We start from the raw sequence: 17,808 nt of genomic DNA on the forward strand, positions 1-17,808 counted from the left end.
CAAACTCCAATCAGATGGCAGTGGCCGTGACCTTCAGGGTCGACGGCGGGTTGTCATCAAAGTTGGGGGCAGTGATCAGGATTTCAAGGGCTCTTCGATTTTGAAGTGGGCGCGCGCCGTCGCGATGGGTTCGGCTTCGGTGCTTTGCCAGGCGGTAATCGCCACGTTGGCGACACGGCGGCCTTGACGGGCGACCTGACATCGAGCCCAGGTGTCGCGAAAGTGCCCTGCACGCAGGTAATCGAGGGAAAAGTCGATGATCTTCGGTACCTCCGGCGAACCGGTAAAAATCAGCAGGTGCAGCGCGGCGGACAGCTCCATGAAACCGGCAATCACGCCACCATGGATGGCCGGTAGCAAAGGGTTACCAATGTTGTCTTTATTGGCCGGCAGACGGAACAGCAGCTCATCCCCTACGCGTGAACATTCGACGCCGATCAGCCTGGCGTAGGGAATCATATCCAGAAGTGGCGCGTAATCCCCGTGCTCATGGGCCTGCTTAAGCTGATCCTTGATCGTGTCAGTCATTTCGCACTCCTCATTTCGTACCGCTGGCGATCGCGCCACCAAAACCTTTAGTGCCTTTAACCGCCGTGCCCATGCGCATGAATGTGCCGACGACATGGGCAATAGGCTGTTCGGGATCGTCCTGATAGGCAAAACCGCGGGCAAAGATCACATCGGTGGTCACTCGATAGCATTGGGCGAAACCATAGACATCTTTATGGGGTTCGGCGGCATGCATGTAATCGATGCGCAGGTCGAGTGTCGGGCAGACTTCGAATTCGGGCAGTACGCACAGCGTGGACATGCCGCAGGCCGTGTCCAACAGCGAGGTCAGAGCGCCGCCATGTATAACCCCGGTTTGCGGATTCCCGACAATCTGCGGGCTGTAAGGCAGGATGACGGTGAGCCCTTCGTTGCTGGCGCTGTGAACTCGCAACCCGAGCACCTGACAGTGGCGCAAAGCGGAAAGGAATCGCGTGGCACGCTCAAAAACAGGGTTTTCAGCCATGATTAAAACTCCATTTAGATGCTCGGTCGTCATACCCACGGGATCGGGCAAAAGTTCCCGTCAGAATAATCTTATATATCTGTGAGAATTGAGGAACTTAACGATGACGGCTGTGCTCGAAAGGCCAGTAGATATTTTCCATAAGGAGAAACACCCCATGCAGAAGACTTTAGCTATTGCCTTGATGTTGACCGCTTCCCTCGGTCTCGCAGCCTGCGATAAAAAATCCGAGGACAAAGCTCAAGATGCTAACCAACATGCTGAGCAAGCTCAGCAAGACATGAACAAAGCTCAGGATAAAGTGAACGACGCAGCGAAAGAAAACGCTGAAGCTGCCAAAGCTCAGGCTGAATCGAACGAAGCAGCTGCAAAAGAAGCACCTAAAAACTAAATCGTTTTTAGCGTCGCAAAGAAAACCCGCCAAGTGCGGGTTTTCTTTTGTCTGCGATTTGGCTCTAGGGTTACAGCAAAATAGTTCTAAAAGTCGGACTAATCATCAGCAACAAAGAACACACTAATCCGACGATCCAAACCAGACTGCGTTGCCAGGCCAGATCGCCCCAGTAGCACAGCAGATAGATGATGCGGGAAATAACAAAGATGATGGCCAGCGAGTCAATCAACCATCCCGCCGTTTGCGTGGTGTGAGCCATCAAGACACCGACGGCAAACAAAATGAACGCTTCAATGCTGTTCTGATGAGCCGCCACCGCACGCGCGCCGAACCCGGTGAGTTGTGCCTGTTGCTGGCGCGGCAGATGATTGTTGTAACCACCCTGCTCTTTCATGGCTTTGGCAACGGGCATGCGCGCCACATAAATAAGCAATGCACTGATAAACACACACCAAAACGGAATACTCATCAAACAGCCTCTTTGTTCGCTTCAGGCAATGGCGCCTCTGTAGGGGTATAGACCATCACGTCGAGAACGTCAGAATGAAACTCGCGTCGGTACAGCACCAGCACCACACCGGTACTCAACAGCATGAACAACCACGGGCTGACAAACCAGGCCAGCATCGTCATGCCAAAGTAATAGGAGCGCAGCCCGAAGTTGAACTGGTTGGCAGCCATGGAAATGACACGAGCGGCGCGGGCAGCAAAAGCCTTTCGTTCCTGCTCGGACACATGTCGCTCACCGACCATGGGGGCCGATCCGACCAGGATGGCCGCAAAGTTGTATTGCCGCATGCACCAGCTGAACGTGAAGAACGCATAGACAAAAACCATTGCCAGGCACAGCAGCTTGATCTCTGACATGCCCTGGGACGCCTGCTGCACCATCGGGATATCCGCCAGCAACGACACCGCCCTTTCGGACGCACCCAGCACGGTGAGGATACCGGCCAGAATAATCAGCGTGCTGGAGGCGAAGAACGATGCATTACGTTCCAGGTTGCCAATCACACTGGCGTCGGCAATGCGGTTGTCGCGCAACAGCATACGGCGCATCCAGTCTTCACGATAAAGATGCAGCACACTGGCCAGGCAGGCGGTGTCGCGGCCTTTCCACGTGGCATAACGGGTGTAGCCGCCCCAGCAGATGACAAACCAGAGCGCGGCGAGAAGATGGATCAGGTTGGCGTGGATGAACGACATGCAGGTCCTTGTGATGTGGTGGCGTCGGCAAGCCTTGCGCTTACTGTCTGTGGTTCGACGATAGATCAGGAAAAAAGACACTGCACCGTTTGCAAAAAAAATGCCCCGCATCGATTGATACGGGGCATTTCCTGTGTGCTCGCAGCCCGTTTGTGACGGGCCTTGAGGACGCTTAAGCCAACGCTTCTTCGCGTTTGCCCAGCAGGCGATCGCAGACCACTGCGACCACCAGCGTCATGACCGATGGCACCAGCCACGCCAAACCTTGCTCGCTGAGCGGCAAGTGGGACAACTGCGCAGGCATCCAGTCCGCGAGACCTGCGCCTTTAAGCGCATCGATCAGGCCGAAGATGAACGACACCAGCATCACCGGACCGACGATGCGGCCCTGCTCATGCCAGAAGTCTTTGCAGAAGCTCAGCGCCACCAACGCGATGCACGGCGGGTAGATGGCGGTCAGGACCGGGATCGAGAACGCAATCAACTTGGTGAGCCCCAGGTTGGACACCAGGAGGGAAAACGCCGCCAGGATAATCACCAGGGTCTTGTAAGACAGTGGCAGCACACGGCTGAAGTACTCGGCACAAGCGCAGGTCAGACCGACCGCTGTGACCAGGCACGCCAAAGAGATCAGCACCGCAAGGAAACCGCTGCCCAGCGAACCGAAGGTGTGTTGGACATAGGCATGCAGCACTGCCGCACCGTTGGTAGCCCCGGCCGCCACTTCATGGCTGCCCGACCCAAGACGGAACAGACTGACGTAAACCAGCGCCAGGCCCACGCCGGCGATCAGCCCTGCAATGATCGCGTAACGGGTAATCAGCACCGGCGAATCAACGCCACGAGAGCGGATGGCGTTGACGATCACGATGCCGAACACCAGCGCACCCAGCGTATCCATGGTCAGGTAACCATTGATGAAGCCTTGGGAGAATGGAGCCGCCACGTATTCCGGCGTGGCCACACCGACATCACCGGCTGGCAAAGCAAACGCTGCAATACCGAGTGCCGCCAGGGCGATGATCTTCAGCGGCGCGAGGAAACGTCCTACGGTATCCAGCAGTCGGCCCGGGTAGAGCGAAATGAAGAACACAAGCAGGAAGTACACCGAGCTATAGAGGAACAGCGCCAGCGGGCTTTCACCCGTCAGCGGTGCCAAGCCGACTTCGAACGACACGGTAGCGGTTCGGGGAGTGGCGAACAAAGGGCCTACAGCGAGGTAGCACGCGGCGGCCAGCAAGCCTCCGGCGACTTTACCGATCGGGCTGCTCAATGCATCCATGGCGCCGCCGACCTTGGCCAGGGCTACAACGGTGATGACCGGCAAACCGACTGCAGTGATCAGGAACCCTAGCGCCGCCATCCAGACATGAGGCCCGGACTGCAAACCGACGATAGGCGGGAAGATGATATTGCCAGCCCCGACAAACAGGGCAAACGTCATAAAACCAAGTGCCAGGATGTCCTGGCCTTTCAACACTTTCATTAAGGAAATACCACACTACTGAATCGGAATTTAGAGAGGGATTTCCCTTATGGGTGAGGGAAATGCTGTCGGTCCGCATAGGACTGACCCTTTTAGCGCGACGCTTCCTTGTGGGACGCTGACGCAAAAATGGCGGCTAGCCTAACTAATTTGGGTGACGAACGCACTGTTAGAGGGCGAACTATCCGATACGCGACATTTCAATGTCGCATTTACATATCTTATTTACTTGCACAGAACTTTGTGGCGAGGGGATTTAGCGAAACGTCGCACCGCGACGTTTCGCTAAATCCCCTCGCCAAAGGCCCAGTACTATGCACCGAAAACGACAAAGGCCACCCGAAGGTGGCCTTTGTCTGGTGAAGCGTCAGCCAAGCACGAGGCTTATTTGATCGCCCAACCGGTCAGCTCGGACAAAGCCTTGCCGATGTCTGCCAGCGAACGCACGGTTTTAACGCCTGCGTCTTCCAGGGCAGCAAACTTCTCGTCTGCAGTGCCTTTGCCGCCAGAGATGATTGCGCCAGCATGGCCCATGCGCTTGCCTGCAGGGGCAGTCACACCAGCGATGTAGGAAACAACCGGCTTGGTCACGTTTGCCTTGATGTAGGCAGCCGCTTCTTCTTCAGCCGAACCGCCGATCTCACCGATCATAACGATCGCTTCGGTCTTCGGGTCTTCCTGGAACAGCTTCAGGATGTCGATGAAGTTCGAACCCGGGATCGGGTCACCACCGATGCCGACGCAAGTCGACTGACCGAAACCGGCGTCAGTAGTCTGCTTCACAGCTTCGTAGGTCAGGGTGCCGGAACGGGAAACGATACCGACCTTGCCTGGCAAGTGAATGTGACCTGGCATGATGCCGATCTTGCATTCGCCTGGGGTGATCACGCCTGGGCAGTTAGGGCCGATCAGGACTACGCCCAGCTCGTCGCACTTAACTTTAGCGTCCAGCATGTCCAGGGTAGGAATGCCTTCGGTGATGCAAACGATCAGCTTGATGCCGCCGAAAGCAGCTTCCAGGATCGAGTCTTTGCAGAAAGGAGCTGGAACGTAGATCACGCTGGCGGTGGCGCCAGTGGCAGCTACAGCATCTTTCACGGTGTTGAACACTGGCAGACCCAGGTGCTCGGTGCCGCCTTTGCCAGGAGTAACGCCACCAACCATCTTGGTGCCGTATTCGATGGCTTGCTGGGTGTGGAAACTACCTTGCGAACCGGTAATACCCTGGCAGATAACTTTGGTGTCTTTATTGATCAGGACGCTCATTATTTGCCCTCCGCAGCTTTGACAACTTGTTGAGCAGCGTCGGTCAGGCTGGTAGCAGCGATGATGTTCAAACCGCTTTCTGCCAGTACTTTAGCGCCCAGCTCAGCGTTGTTGCCTTCAAGGCGAACAACAACCGGGATTTTCACGCCGACTTCTTTCACAGCGCCGATGATGCCTTCGGCAATCATGTCGCAACGAACGATGCCGCCGAAGATGTTGACCAATACTGCAGCGACGTTAGTGTCGGACAGGATGATCTTGAACGCTTCGGTAACGCGTTCTTTGGTAGCACCGCCGCCCACGTCGAGGAAGTTGGCTGGTTTGCCGCCATGCAGGTTGACGATGTCCATGGTACCCATGGCCAGGCCAGCACCGTTGACCATGCAACCGATGTTGCCTTCCAGTGCTACGTAGTTCAGTTCGAACTTGGCAGCGTGCGCTTCGCGCGGATCGTCTTGCGACGGATCGTGGAAAGTTTTCAGCTTAGGCTGACGGTACATGGCGTTGGCGTCGATGTTGATCTTGGCGTCGAGGCAATGCAGATCGCCGTCAGCCTTGATCACCAGCGGGTTCACTTCCAGCAGAGCCAGGTCGTGATCCTTGAACAGTTTGGCCAGACCTACAAAGATCTTGGCGAACTGAGCAACTTGCTTGCCTTCCAGACCCAGCTGGAATGCCAGCTCGCGACCCTGGAACGGCTGAGCGCCAACCAGTGGATCGATAGTGGCCTTCAGGATTTTTTCAGGCGTGTCGTGAGCGATCTTCTCGATGTCCACGCCACCTTCGGTGGAAGCCATGAACACGATACGACGGCTGGAACGGTCAACGACAGCGCCCAGGTACAGCTCTTTAGCGATATCAGTGCACGATTCAACCAGGATCTTGGTGACTGGCTGACCATTGGCATCAGTCTGGTAAGTCACCAGACGCTTGCCCAGCCACTGCTGTGCGAATGCTTTGGCGTCTTCTTTGCTGCGAACCAGCTTTACGCCGCCCGCTTTACCGCGACCACCAGCGTGGACCTGGGCTTTGACAACCCACTCGGTACCACCGATTTTGTCGCAAGCTTCTGCTGCTGCTTCCGGGGTGTCTACGGCGAAACCCTGGGATACTGGCAGGCCGTACTCAGCGAACAGCTGCTTACCCTGATACTCGTGAAGATTCATGCTTATTACCGTCTTCGTTAGGTACTGCGCATTCGGTGCTGCACTTGTTCAAGTGCCGCACCACCTGTGACTGCTGCTTGCGTAGCCTTTCCGGACAACCGGTGCAACTACGCAAGACTGCGTCCAGCGGATGTTCCGCGGTGAGCTTTGCATGCAAGGCTCACGACGGGCTATACCGCCGTGGTTTCTTATTGTCTTAACGCTTCTTGCGGTTGGCGATGTGGATGGCGCCGCCATTCACAGCCAGAGCTGCTTCGTGCAAGGCTTCAGACAGGGTCGGATGGGAGAAAACCATCATGCCCAGGTCTTCAGCGCTGGTGCCGAATTCCATACCGATCGCGCCCTGCTGAACCAGTTCTGCAGCGCTCGGGCCAATGACGTGGACGCCCAATACGCGGTCAGTCTTGGCATCGGCGATGACCTTGACGAAACCACCGGTATCGTTGGCTGCCATGGCACGGCCAGAAGCGGCGAACGGGAAGGTGCCGACGTTAACTTCAACGCCTTCGGCTTTCAAGGTCTGCTCGGTTTTACCCACCCATGCGATTTCCGGGTGAGTATAAATAACAGACGGGATCAGGTCATAGTTGATTTGGGCTTTGTGGCCCTTGATGCGCTCAACGACCATGATGCCTTCTTCGGACGCCTTGTGCGCCAGCATCATGCCGCGAACCACGTCACCGATCGCGTAAACGCCCGGAACGCTGGTAGCGCACTGGTCGTCAACGAAAACGAAACCGCGCTCGTCGATGTTCACACCGCTGTCGGCAGCCAACAGTTCGGTGGTCACTGGACGGCGACCAACGGCAACGATCAGCTTGTCGAACGTGATGTTCTGTTCGCCATTGGCATCGGTGTAGTTCACAACGACTTCGTCGCCGTTCACTTTGGAACCGGTAACGCGAGCGCCCAGCTTGATGTCCAGACCTTGTTTGGTCAGGGTCTTGAAGGCTTCCTTGGAAACCGCTTCGTCAGCGGCCGGCAGGAACTTCTCCAGCGCTTCCAGAACGACGACCTGGGAACCCAGACGCGACCATACCGAACCCAGTTCCAGGCCGATGACGCCAGCGCCTATCACGCCCAGGCGCTTAGGCACGGACTGGAATTCCAGTGCGCCAGTCGAGTCGACGATCACGTTCTGGTCAACAGGAGCCGGTGGAATATCGATCGGGCGCGAGCCCGAAGCCAGAATCACGTTCTCGGCTTCGATGATTTCAACGGTGCCGTCTGGCTTGGTCAGCTCAACGCGCTTGCCGGCCAGCAGTTTGCCGTGGCCTTGCAGGGACGTTACGCCGTTAGCCTTGAACAGGGTTGCAACGCCAGAGGTCAGGCCTTTGACGATGTTGGCTTTACGGCCAACCATTGCAGCCACGTCCATGGTCACGCCAGCGTGATTGATACCGTGGATCGCGAAGCCTTCTTTGGCTTCCTTGTATTTCCAGGAGCTGTCCAGCAGCGCCTTGGATGGAATGCAGCCGACGTTCAGGCAAGTACCGCCCAGCGCGAGCTTCCCTTCGCCGTCGGTGTATTTCTCGATGCAGGCCGTCGAGAGACCCAGCTGCGCTGCTTTGATGGCAGCCACATAGCCGCCAGGGCCCGCGCCGATCACTACTACGTCAAATTTCTGCGACATTCAAAAAATCCTCTTTTGGCAACAAGCTTGAAGCCGCAAGCCTCAAGCCAAGCCGCAATTTCTTGCCGCTTGAAGCTTGAGACCTGCAGCCGCTTCTATCAGATATCCAGCAGCAAACGAGCCGGGTCTTCCAGCAAGTTCTTGATGGTAACCAGGAAGGTCACAGCTTCTTTGCCATCGATCAGACGGTGATCGTAGGACAGAGCCAGGTACATCATCGGACGGATAACGACCTGACCGTTGATCGCCATAGGACGCTGCAGAATGTTGTGCATGCCCAGGATAGCCGCCTGCGGCGGGTTGACGATCGGGGTCGACATCATCGAACCGAAGGTACCACCGTTGGTGATGGTGAACGTGCCGCCGGTCATTTCGTCCATGGACAATTTGCCGTCACGAGCCTTCTTGCCGAAGGTGGCGATGCCGCCTTCGATTTCAGCCAGGCTCATCAGTTCGGCGTTACGCAGAACCGGTACAACCAGGCCACGGTCGCTGGAAACAGCAACGCCGACGTCAGCGTAGCCGTGGTAAACGATGTCGGCACCGTCGATCGATGCGTTGACAGCCGGGAAGCGTTTCAGCGCTTCGGTAGCCGCCTTGACGAAGAACGACATGAAGCCCAGGCGTACGCCGTTATGGCTCTTCTCGAAGAGATCCTTGTACTTCGAACGCAGCGCCATGACTTCAGTCATGTCGACTTCGTTGAAAGTCGTCAGCATTGCCATGTTCGATTGAGCTTCAACCAGACGCTTGGCAACGGTGGCCCGCACACGGGTCATCGGAACGCGCTTCTCGATGCGGTCGCCAGCGGCGAAAACCGGAGCAGCGGCAGCCGGTGCAGCAGCCTTGGCAGGCGCGGCAGCAGGCGCGGATTTCTTGGCGGCAACAGCTGCAACCACGTCTTCCTTGGTCACACGACCGCCTTTGCCAGTACCGGCAACGGAGGAGATGTTGATGCCGTTTTCTTCAGCCAGCTTGCGAGCAGCCGGTGCAGCAACAGGATCGTCTTCGCCTTCAGCAGCAGGAGCAGCAGTTTGTGCAGCAGCAGGTGCTGCGGCGGCAGCTGGAGCGGCAGCAGCGCCGCCCGCTTCGATGGAACCCAGCACTTCGTCGGACAGAACGGTGTCGCCTTCGTTCTTGACGATAGCGCCCAGCACGCCGTCAGCGGTAGCCAACACTTCCAGAACAACCTTGTCGGTTTCGATATCGACGATCAGGTCATCACGCTTTACAGCGTCGCCCGGTTGTTTGTGCCAGGTGGCAACGGTGCCATCGGCAACCGATTCCGGAAAAGTGGGGGCTTTGATTTCGATAGCCATTATCTGTGGGTCCTTAAATTCGGTTTCAGGTGCGCGAAGGCGTTAAACAGTAAAGGCGTCTTGCAGCAGTTTTTCCTGCTGTTCGGCGTGCATCGATGCATAACCACAAGCTGGTGCAGCGGAAGCGTCACGACCGGCGTACTCGAGTACGAGTGCCTTGTTGTGATTGCCAACGATGCGGCGCATGTGATGCTGGCTGCAGTACCAGGCACCCTGGTTCATCGGCTCTTCCTGACACCAAACGATATGTTTGAGGTTGGTGTACGGAGCCAGGACTTCGTTCAAGTCGTCCTCAGGGAATGGGTACAGCTGCTCGATACGCACGACGGCGATGTCGTCACGACCTTCGGCACGGCGTTTTTCCAACAGGTCGTAGTAGACTTTGCCGCTGCACAGAACAATGCGCTCGACCTTTTTCGGGTCTTGAACATCGATTTCCGGGATAACGGTCTGGAACGAACCTTCGGCCAGATCTTCCAGGGTCGACACGGCCAGTTTGTGACGCAACAGCGACTTTGGAGTCAGCACGATCAACGGCTTGCGCAGCGGGCGGATCACCTGACGACGCAGCAAGTGGTAGATCTGAGCCGGCGTAGTCGGCACGGCTACCTGGATGTTGTGCTCGGCGCACAGCTGCAGGTAACGCTCCAGACGAGCCGAAGAGTGCTCCGGACCCTGACCTTCATAACCGTGCGGCAGCAGCATGGTCAGACCGCAAAGACGGCCCCACTTGTGCTCGCCACTGGTAATGAACTGGTCGATAACCACCTGGGCACCGTTGGCGAAGTCGCCGAACTGGGCTTCCCAGATCACCAGCGCCTCAGGCGTGGTGGTCGAGTAACCGTATTCGAACGCCAGTACGGCTTCTTCGGACAGGAACGAATCGTACAGGTCGAAACGCGGCTGGCCCTTGTACAGGTTTTGCAACGGGATGTAGGTACCCGCGTCTTTCTGGTTGTGCAAGACAGCGTGACGGTGCGAGAACGTACCGCGACCGATGTCCTGACCCGTCATGCGGATCGGGTGACCTTCGAACGCCAGGGTCGCGTACGCCATGGTTTCGGCATAACCCCAGTTGATCGGCAGGCCGCCGACTTGCATCTTCTGACGGTCTTCGTAGATTTTCGAGACCTGGCGCTGAACCACGAAGCCTTCTGGAATTTCCAGCAGCTTGGCGGACAGTTCCTGCAAGGTTTTCAGATCGAAGCGAGTGTCGTGACGCGCGGTCCAGGCGTGGCCCAGATACGGACGCCAATCCACGAACAACTCTTTGTTCGGCTCTTTGACCAGGCTTTTTACAACATGCAGACCGTTGTCCAGCGCATTGCGGTATTCGTCGACTTTCGCCTGAACACGCTCTGCGTCGACCACACCGCCCTGGGTCAGACGATCGGCGTACAGCTCACGGGTGGTGCGCTGCTTGGTGATCTGCTGATACATGATCGGCTGGGTGCCGCTCGGCTCGTCGGCCTCGTTGTGGCCGCGACGACGGTAGCAGACCAGGTCGATCACCACGTCACGCTTGAACTGCATGCGGTAATCGATGGCCAGCTGGGTCACGAACAACACGGCTTCCGGATCATCACCATTCACATGGAGGATCGGCGCCTGGATCATTTTGGCAACGTCGGTGGCGTACTCGGTGGAACGCGAGTCCAGCGGGTTGCTGATGGTGAAACCAACCTGGTTGTTGATCACGATGTGCACGGTGCCGCCGGTTTTGAAACCGCGGGTCTGCGACATCTGGAAGGTTTCCATCACCACGCCCTGACCGGCGAATGCCGCGTCACCGTGGATGGAGATCGGCAGAACCTTCTCGCCGGTAGGGTCGTTACGACGATCCTGACGGGCGCGAACCGAACCCTCGACCACCGGGGAAACGATTTCCAGGTGGGACGGGTTGAACGCCATGGCCAGGTGAACTTCACCACCGGTGGTCATCACGTTGGACGAGAAGCCCTGGTGGTATTTAACGTCACCGGAACCCAGCTCGACCTTCTTCTTGCCTTCGAACTCGTCGAACAGCTCGCGCGGGTTCTTGCCGAAGGTGTTGACCAGAACGTTCAGACGGCCACGGTGGGCCATGCCGATAACGATTTCCTTGGTGCCGTAGGAACCGGAACGCTGGATCAGCTCGTCAAGCATCGGAATCAGGCTCTCGCCGCCTTCCAGACCGAAACGCTTGGTGCCCGGGTATTTGGTACCCAGGTATTTTTCCAGGCCTTCACCGGCAGTCACGCGCTCAAGCAAATGGCTCTTGATATCGGCGGAGTACGTCGGACGGCCACGCACGCTTTCCAGACGCTGCTGGAACCACTGGCGCTGCTCGGAATCGGTGATGTGCGTAAATTCGGCGCCGATGGTGCGGCAATATGTCTGCTGCAACGCTTCGTGAATTTCGCGTAGGCTCGCTTCCTCTTTGCCGATGAACAGGTCTCCGGCACGGAAGGTCGTATCAAGATCGGCATTGGTCAAGCCGTAATGATTGATCGACAGGTCTGCAGGTGCAGGACGCTGCCACAGCCCCAGCGGGTCAAGCTGGGCTGCCTGGTGGCCACGCATACGGTAAGCCTGGATCAATCGCAGCACTTCAACTTGCTTCTTCTCGTGCTCACTGCTCACGCTGCCGGCGGAAACCGGTTGTGCGCGGCGCTGGTTCTTTGCCAGCAAGACGAAATGATCGCGAATTGTGGAGTGCGAAACATCGGTGGCAGTGTTGCCGTCAGCAGGCAACTTCTGGAAGTAGGTGCGCCACTCTTCTGGCACAGCGTTAGGGTCGTGCAGGTAGAGCTCGTAGAGCTCTTCCACATAGGCAGCGTTACTACCGGATAGGTAGGCGCTGTTCCACATGCGCTGCATCACGCTTTCTTGCATGCTTGGTCACCCTCGGTTAGGGGAACACCACCGGCGTCGATACCGAGCACGCTTGCAGAAGTCCGAATGCAGCGACTAAAACAAGCCACCTTGGATCACGCTGATAGTCCGGGTACCAGCCCGGATGCCCCTGCTTGTCTCATTTCTTCAAAATAAGAGCCGCAGCTTTATGGGCTGCTGCTCAGGTTAAAACTACGGCGCCGGTTGAAGCCTGCGCCGTAGCATCTACGGGTACAGCAATGTTGCGGGTACTACAGCTGTATCACACGCCGCTTTGCAGAAGCATGTTACGAATGTGACCGATGGCCTTAGTCGGGTTCAGGCCTTTCGGACATACGTTGACGCAGTTCATGATCCCGCGGCAGCGGAATACGCTGAACGGGTCATCCAGCGAAGCCAGACGCTCGGACGTCCTGGTATCACGGCTATCTGCCAGGAAGCGGTACGCTTGCAGCAGGGCAGCTGGACCCAGGAACTTGTCCGGGTTCCACCAGAAGGACGGGCACGAGGTCGAGCAGCAAGCGCACAGGATGCACTCGTACAGACCGTCGAGCTTTTCACGCTCTTCAGGGGACTGCAGACGCTCGATGGCCGGAGCCGGCGTGTCGTTCTGCAGGTAAGGCTTCACCTTCTCGTATTGCTTGTAGAAGATGCTCATATCGACGACCAGGTCACGAATGACCGGCAAACCTGGCAGTGGACGAACAACCAACTTGTTACCTTTTACGACAGCGGACAGCGGCGTGACGCACGCCAGACCGTTTTTGCCGTTGATGTTCATGCCGTCGGAACCGCAAACACCTTCACGGCAAGAGCGACGATAGGAGAAACCTTCGTCCTGCTCTTTGATCAAGGCCAGCACGTCCAGCACCATCAGGTCTTTACCACCGGTATCAACCTGGAACTCCTGCATGAACGGCGCGGCGTCCTGATCAGGGTTGTAACGATAAACGCTGACTTTCAACATGGCGGCCACCCTTAATAAGTCCGAATCTTAGGTTCAAAAGTCGGAACAGTTTTCGGCGAGAAGTTTACGGCACGTTTGGTAACGCGCTTGTCACCCGGGAAGAACAGGGTGTGGCACAGCCAGTTTTCATCGTCGCGGTCTTCGAAGTCTTCACGGGCGTGAGCACCGCGGGACTCTTTACGGATCTCTGCAGCGATGGCGGTGGCTTCGGCCACTTCCAGCAGGTTTTGCAGTTCCAGCGCTTCGATACGCGCAGTGTTGAACGCCTGCGACTTATCGTTGATCTTGACGTTGGCGATGCGCACGCGCAGGTCAGCCAGCTGGGCAATACCCTTCTGCATGTATTCGCCGGTACGGAATACACCGAAGTAGTTCTGCATGCAGCTCTGCAGCTCGCGACGCAGGGTTGCCACGTCTTCGCCATCGGTACGCTCGTTCAGAGCGGACAGACGCGCCAGGGCGGTTTCGATGTTGGCGTCGGTAGCGTCATCGTATTCGATGCCGTCAGTCAGCGCTTTTTCCAGGTGCAGACCGGCCGCACGACCGAACACAACCAGGTCGAGCAACGAGTTGCCGCCCAGACGGTTGGCACCGTGTACCGATACGCAAGCCACTTCACCCACTGCGAACAGACCAGGGATGATGGTGTCGACGCCTTCGGCATCCTGGGTGATCGCCTGGCCGTGAATGTTGGTCGGAACACCGCCCATCATATAGTGGCAAGTCGGAACAACCGGAACCGGAGCAACAACCGGGTCAACGTGAGCAAACGTCTTGGACAGTTCGCAGATGCCTGGCAGACGGCTGTGCAGTACTTCTTCGCCCAGGTGATCGAGCTTGAGCAGTACGTGGTCGCCATTCGGACCGCAACCGTTACCGGCGATGATTTCTTTAACCATCGAGCGGGCAACAACGTCACGACCGGCAAGGTCTTTGGCGTTCGGAGCGTAGCGCTCCATGAAACGCTCGCCGTGCTTGTTGATGAGGTAACCACCTTCACCACGGCAACCTTCAGTCACCAGTACACCAGCGCCGGCAATACCGGTCGGGTGGAACTGCCACATTTCGATGTCTTGCACCGGAACGCCAGCACGCAGGGCCATGCCGACGCCGTCACCGGTGTTGATCAGGGCATTGGTGGTGGACGAGTAGATACGACCGGCACCACCAGTCGCCAGAACGGTGGCCTTGGCGCGGATGTAGCTGGTCTCGCCCGTTTCGATGCAGATGGCGATCACACCCACGAATGCGCCGTCCTGGTTTTTCACCAGGTCAACTGCGTAGTACTCGTTGAGGAATGTGGTGCCAGCTTTCAGGTTGCCCTGATAAAGGGTGTGCAGCAGCGCGTGACCGGTACGGTCGGAAGCGGCGCAGGTACGGGCAGCCTGGCCACCTTTACCGTAATCCTTCGACTGACCGCCGAATGGACGCTGGTAGATACGACCTTGCTCTGTACGGGAGAACGGCAGACCCATGTGGTCCAGTTCAAAGACCGCAGCAGGGCCTTCCTGACACATGTATTCGATAGCGTCCTGGTCACCGATGTAGTCGGAACCCTTGACGGTATCGTACATGTGCCAGCGCCAGTCATCGTTCGGATCGGCCGAAGCGATGGCGCAGGTAATGCCACCCTGAGCGGACACAGTGTGCGAACGGGTCGGGAAAACCTTGGTGATTACGGCAGTCTTGTGACCGCCCTGTGCCAATTGCAGCGCTGCGCGCATGCCGGCACCGCCACCACCAATAATGATGGCGTCGAAAGAAATCGTTGGAATGTTAGCCATGAATCAGATACCCCAGAGAATCTGCACACCCCAGACGAAGTAAGCGAACATCGCAACGCCGCATACTGCCTGGAAAAGGAAACGTACTGCAGTCGCGGACTTGCCCAGCGCCATCGGCGTCAGGTAGTCGGTCGCGATGGTCCACATGCCGACCCAGGCGTGAGCGCCCAGGGCCACAAGGGCCAGCAGACTGAAGATACGCATCCCGTTGTGGGCGAACAGGCCGTGCCATTGGTCGTAGCCAATGCCCGGGTTCGCAGCGAGGTATCCGATCAGGAAGATGAAATAAGCCGCGAGAACGACCGCAGACACACGTTGCGCCATCCAGTCATAAAGGCCGGAACGCGAAAGGTTCGTAACGCTGGTTACCATATCCAAACTCCTGCCAGAACGATCAACACCACGGAAATGGCGATGATAATTTTCGAGCCCAGGCGGCCGCCTTCCAGCGTCTCACCGATGCCCATATCCATGATCAAATGGCGCACACCGGCTACCAGGTGATACAGAAGAGCGGACAGGAGGCCCCATGCTACGAACTTGGCCAGCGGGCTGGTCAAGGTTGCCTTCACGTCGGCAAAACCTTCCTCGGAACCCAGAGACTTGCCCAATGCATAAAGCATGAAGCCAAGGCCCAGGAAGAGGATGATGCCGGAAACACGGTGAAGAAACGACGTAACGCCGGTGATGGGGAGTTTGATGGTCCTTAGGTCTAGGTTTACAGGTCGTTGGCTTTTCACGGCTTTTTTTTCACACTGAAGAGCCCCTAACAATCAGGGCAAAGTTGTTGGGGAGTGCACTGGTCAGGTAACCACCACCCAGGGATGCGACCCCCAATAAAGCAGGCCCAAAAGCCCCTGGCGGTCGGTGGCCGAGTATAGACAGTTAGGCTACTAATGACAACGCGTTCACCTTCCCCTAATAGCGCATTGCACAAGTTGAATAAAAGGCGTAAATGGCAGGCAATTTCGAGGAAAAAGTACGGTTAAAGCCTTCTGGAGCAAGACTTTAGGCAAATTGACATTCGAATTTATCTCACTATAGTGGTGCGGGCCCTGCGTGGGGGGTCTGTCTGATGATTTCAAGCATAAATAGGAGGCCACATGGCTGACAAAAAAGCGCAGTTGATCATCGAGGGCGCAGCCCCCGTCGAGCTGCCCATTTTAACCGGCACCGTTGGTCCCGATGTTATCGATGTTCGGGGCCTGACGGCCACGGGCCGTTTCACCTTTGACCCTGGTTTCATGTCGACCGCCTCCTGCGAGTCGAAGATCACCTATATCGACGGCGACAACGGCATTCTGTTGCACCGCGGTTACCCGATCGAGCAGTTGGCTGAAAAGTCGGACTACCTGGAAACCTGCTATCTGCTGCTCAACGGCGAATTGCCGACCGCAGAACAGAAGGCCCAGTTCGTCAGCACCGTCAAGAACCACACCATGGTTCACGAACAGCTGAAGACCTTCTTCAACGGCTTCCGTCGCGACGCCCACCCGATGGCCGTCATGTGCGGCGTAGTCGGCGCCCTCTCGGCCTTCTACCACGACTCCCTCGACATCAATAACCCGCAGCATCGCGAAATCTCCGCGATCCGCCTGGTTGCCAAGATGCCGACCCTGGCAGCGATGGTTTACAAGTACTCCATGGGTCAACCCATGATGTACCCGCGCAACGACCTGACGTACGCGGAAAACTTCCTGCACATGATGTTCAACACTCCGTGCGAGATCAAACCGATCAGCCCGGTACTCGCCAAGGCCATGGACCGGATCTTCATCCTCCATGCCGACCACGAGCAAAACGCATCGACTTCCACCGTACGTCTGGCCGGCTCTTCGGGTGCCAACCCGTTCGCCTGCATCGCCGCCGGTATCGCTGCACTGTGGGGCCCTGCCCACGGCGGCGCGAACGAAGCTGTTCTGACCATGCTGGATGAAATTGGCGATGTGTCGAACATCGACAAATTCATCGCCAAGGCCAAGGACAAGAACGATCCGTTCAAACTGATGGGCTTCGGTCACCGGGTTTACAAAAACCGCGACCCTCGCGCCACCGTGATGAAGCAGACCTGCGACGAAGTACTGAAAGAGCTGGGCATCAACAACGATCCGCAACTCGAACTGGCCATGCGCCTGGAAGAGATCGCCCTGACCGACCCTTACTTCATCGAACGCTCGCTGTACCCGAACGTCGACTTCTACTCGGGGATCATCCTCAAGGCGATCGGCATTCCAACCAGCATGTTCACCGTAATCTTCGCCCTGGCGCGGACCGTCGGCTGGATCTCCCACTGGAAAGAAATGCTCTCCAGCCCGTACAAGATTGGCCGCCCGCGCCAGCTGTACACCGGCTACGAGTCGCGCGACATCACCAAGCTGGAAGACCGCAAATAAGACCTGTCTTGCGATAACGTCTTTTGCAGTACCGGAAACGGCCTCCTGCCTCTTATATAAAGAGCAGGAGGCCGTTTTTGTTTGTGCGCATCGCTGACGGCGCCAGGCCCGTCAGCACATTATTGTATACAGACAACGAGTTAATCTTGCTCCAAGTCTGTATAGTTTCGCCTGTCCATGTCAGGACTGTTCGTTTCTGACACAGGACTCATCTTCCGGCTATCGTCGGCTCTTGCTGCAAGCTAAGGGCTCAACGTGCTAGCGCGCGCTTTGCCTTCAGACCTGAATCGCCCCTTGCGATTCGA

General features: G+C 57.1%; 16 protein-coding genes. 2 read left to right on the forward strand and 14 right to left on the reverse strand.

The genetic code is table 11. The annotated features are described in order from the left end of the window. Positions 1-75: 75 nt before the first annotated feature. Both H7698_RS03685 and H7698_RS03690 read right to left on the reverse strand, forming a co-directional pair. A complete protein-coding gene (locus H7698_RS03685; RefSeq protein WP_194690625.1) occupies positions 76-528 on the reverse strand; it encodes a PaaI family thioesterase in 453 nt (150 codons plus the stop codon). A 10-nt stretch (positions 529-538) separates the two neighbouring features. Then, the gene (locus H7698_RS03690) at positions 539-1,015 is read right to left on the reverse strand and encodes a PaaI family thioesterase (RefSeq protein WP_194690626.1); all 477 of its coding nucleotides are present in this window, start codon (positions 1,013-1,015) and stop codon (positions 539-541) included. A gap of 157 nt (positions 1,016-1,172) precedes the next feature. Here H7698_RS03690 and H7698_RS03695 point away from each other — a divergent pair, with 157 nt between their 5' ends. Further along, positions 1,173-1,406, forward strand: coding sequence for a hypothetical protein (locus tag H7698_RS03695; protein WP_162436063.1), 234 nt, complete (start codon positions 1,173-1,175; stop codon positions 1,404-1,406). Positions 1,407-1,476: 70 nt separating this feature from the next. Here the strand turns inward: H7698_RS03695 and H7698_RS03700 are convergent, their stop codons facing one another. The 12 genes from H7698_RS03700 to sdhC all read right to left on the reverse strand — a co-directional run bounded on the left by H7698_RS03700 (position 1,477) and on the right by sdhC (position 15,850). Next, on the reverse strand, positions 1,477-1,878 hold the full coding sequence (locus H7698_RS03700; protein WP_162436062.1) for an MAPEG family protein: 402 nt from the start codon (positions 1,876-1,878) through the stop codon (positions 1,477-1,479). Beyond that, positions 1,878-2,615, reverse strand: coding sequence for a DUF599 domain-containing protein (locus H7698_RS03705; RefSeq protein ID WP_162436061.1), 738 nt, complete (start codon positions 2,613-2,615; stop codon positions 1,878-1,880). The genes H7698_RS03700 and H7698_RS03705 overlap by 1 nt, the downstream gene beginning before the upstream one ends. 172 nt (positions 2,616-2,787) lie before the next feature. Continuing rightward, positions 2,788-4,101, reverse strand: a complete 1,314-nt coding sequence (gene brnQ / locus H7698_RS03710; protein ID WP_162436060.1) for a branched-chain amino acid transport system II carrier protein — start codon at positions 4,099-4,101, stop codon at positions 2,788-2,790. Positions 4,102-4,485: 384 nt separating this feature from the next. Further along, on the reverse strand, positions 4,486-5,367 hold the full coding sequence (gene sucD / locus H7698_RS03715) for a succinate--CoA ligase subunit alpha (protein ID WP_007898976.1): 882 nt from the start codon (positions 5,365-5,367) through the stop codon (positions 4,486-4,488). Further along, on the reverse strand, positions 5,367-6,533 hold the full coding sequence (gene sucC, locus H7698_RS03720; RefSeq protein WP_008148602.1) for an ADP-forming succinate--CoA ligase subunit beta: 1,167 nt from the start codon (positions 6,531-6,533) through the stop codon (positions 5,367-5,369). Before sucC ends, sucD begins: the two co-directional genes overlap by 1 nt. Positions 6,534-6,729: 196 nt before the next feature. Continuing rightward, the gene (gene lpdA, locus H7698_RS03725) at positions 6,730-8,166 is read right to left on the reverse strand and encodes a dihydrolipoyl dehydrogenase (RefSeq protein ID WP_162436059.1); all 1,437 of its coding nucleotides are present in this window, start codon (positions 8,164-8,166) and stop codon (positions 6,730-6,732) included. A gap of 98 nt (positions 8,167-8,264) precedes the next feature. Beyond that, positions 8,265-9,485 carry a 2-oxoglutarate dehydrogenase complex dihydrolipoyllysine-residue succinyltransferase gene (gene odhB / locus H7698_RS03730; protein ID WP_194690627.1) on the reverse strand — a complete coding sequence of 407 codons (1,221 nt, stop codon included), beginning with the start codon at positions 9,483-9,485 and terminating at the stop codon, positions 8,265-8,267. Between the two features lie 42 nt (positions 9,486-9,527). Continuing rightward, positions 9,528-12,359, reverse strand: coding sequence for a 2-oxoglutarate dehydrogenase E1 component (locus tag H7698_RS03735; RefSeq protein ID WP_162436057.1), 2,832 nt, complete (start codon positions 12,357-12,359; stop codon positions 9,528-9,530). A gap of 262 nt (positions 12,360-12,621) precedes the next feature. After that, positions 12,622-13,326, reverse strand: coding sequence for a succinate dehydrogenase iron-sulfur subunit (locus tag H7698_RS03740; protein ID WP_162436056.1), 705 nt, complete (start codon positions 13,324-13,326; stop codon positions 12,622-12,624). A gap of 11 nt (positions 13,327-13,337) precedes the next feature. Continuing rightward, positions 13,338-15,110: a succinate dehydrogenase flavoprotein subunit gene (sdhA, locus tag H7698_RS03745; protein WP_162436055.1), complete on the reverse strand. Its 1,773-nt coding sequence runs from the start codon at positions 15,108-15,110 to the stop codon at positions 13,338-13,340. A gap of 3 nt (positions 15,111-15,113) precedes the next feature. Then, a complete protein-coding gene (gene sdhD, locus H7698_RS03750; RefSeq protein ID WP_007977503.1) occupies positions 15,114-15,482 on the reverse strand; it encodes a succinate dehydrogenase, hydrophobic membrane anchor protein in 369 nt (122 codons plus the stop codon). Further along, complete coding sequence (gene sdhC, locus H7698_RS03755; protein ID WP_162436054.1) at positions 15,476-15,850, reverse strand: succinate dehydrogenase, cytochrome b556 subunit; 375 nt, start codon at positions 15,848-15,850, stop codon at positions 15,476-15,478. The genes sdhD and sdhC overlap by 7 nt, the downstream gene beginning before the upstream one ends. Before the next feature lie 363 nt (positions 15,851-16,213). On the opposite strand from sdhC, the gene gltA reads away from it, so the two are divergent. Further along, positions 16,214-17,503 (forward strand): citrate synthase, encoded by a 1,290-nt coding sequence (gene gltA / locus H7698_RS03760; RefSeq protein WP_003222994.1) that lies wholly within the window; start codon positions 16,214-16,216, stop codon positions 17,501-17,503. Positions 17,504-17,808: the final 305 nt, after the last annotated feature.

This window comes from Pseudomonas sp. p50(2008), assembly GCF_015351605.1.
GTDB lineage: Bacteria > Pseudomonadota > Gammaproteobacteria > Pseudomonadales > Pseudomonadaceae > Aquipseudomonas.

What these genes read in the sequence shown, in the direction of transcription:
- H7698_RS03685 (WP_194690625.1), bottom strand. Translation starts at nt 528, where the DNA reads ATGACTGACACGATCAAGGATCAGCTTAAGCAGGCCCATGAGCACGGG.
- H7698_RS03690 (WP_194690626.1), bottom strand. Translation starts at nt 1,015, where the DNA reads ATGGCTGAAAACCCTGTTTTTGAGCGTGCCACGCGATTCCTTTCCGCT.
- H7698_RS03695 (WP_162436063.1), top strand. Translation starts at nt 1,173, where the DNA reads ATGCAGAAGACTTTAGCTATTGCCTTGATGTTGACCGCTTCCCTCGGT.
- H7698_RS03700 (WP_162436062.1), bottom strand. Translation starts at nt 1,878, where the DNA reads ATGAGTATTCCGTTTTGGTGTGTGTTTATCAGTGCATTGCTTATTTAT.
- H7698_RS03705 (WP_162436061.1), bottom strand. Translation starts at nt 2,615, where the DNA reads ATGTCGTTCATCCACGCCAACCTGATCCATCTTCTCGCCGCGCTCTGG.
- brnQ (WP_162436060.1), bottom strand. Translation starts at nt 4,101, where the DNA reads ATGAAAGTGTTGAAAGGCCAGGACATCCTGGCACTTGGTTTTATGACG.
- sucD (WP_007898976.1), bottom strand. Translation starts at nt 5,367, where the DNA reads ATGAGCGTCCTGATCAATAAAGACACCAAAGTTATCTGCCAGGGTATT.
- sucC (WP_008148602.1), bottom strand. Translation starts at nt 6,533, where the DNA reads ATGAATCTTCACGAGTATCAGGGTAAGCAGCTGTTCGCTGAGTACGGC.
- lpdA (WP_162436059.1), bottom strand. Translation starts at nt 8,166, where the DNA reads ATGTCGCAGAAATTTGACGTAGTAGTGATCGGCGCGGGCCCTGGCGGC.
- odhB (WP_194690627.1), bottom strand. Translation starts at nt 9,485, where the DNA reads ATGGCTATCGAAATCAAAGCCCCCACTTTTCCGGAATCGGTTGCCGAT.
- H7698_RS03735 (WP_162436057.1), bottom strand. Translation starts at nt 12,359, where the DNA reads ATGCAAGAAAGCGTGATGCAGCGCATGTGGAACAGCGCCTACCTATCC.
- H7698_RS03740 (WP_162436056.1), bottom strand. Translation starts at nt 13,326, where the DNA reads ATGTTGAAAGTCAGCGTTTATCGTTACAACCCTGATCAGGACGCCGCG.
- sdhA (WP_162436055.1), bottom strand. Translation starts at nt 15,110, where the DNA reads ATGGCTAACATTCCAACGATTTCTTTCGACGCCATCATTATTGGTGGT.
- sdhD (WP_007977503.1), bottom strand. Translation starts at nt 15,482, where the DNA reads ATGGTAACCAGCGTTACGAACCTTTCGCGTTCCGGCCTTTATGACTGG.
- gltA (WP_003222994.1), top strand. Translation starts at nt 16,214, where the DNA reads ATGGCTGACAAAAAAGCGCAGTTGATCATCGAGGGCGCAGCCCCCGTC.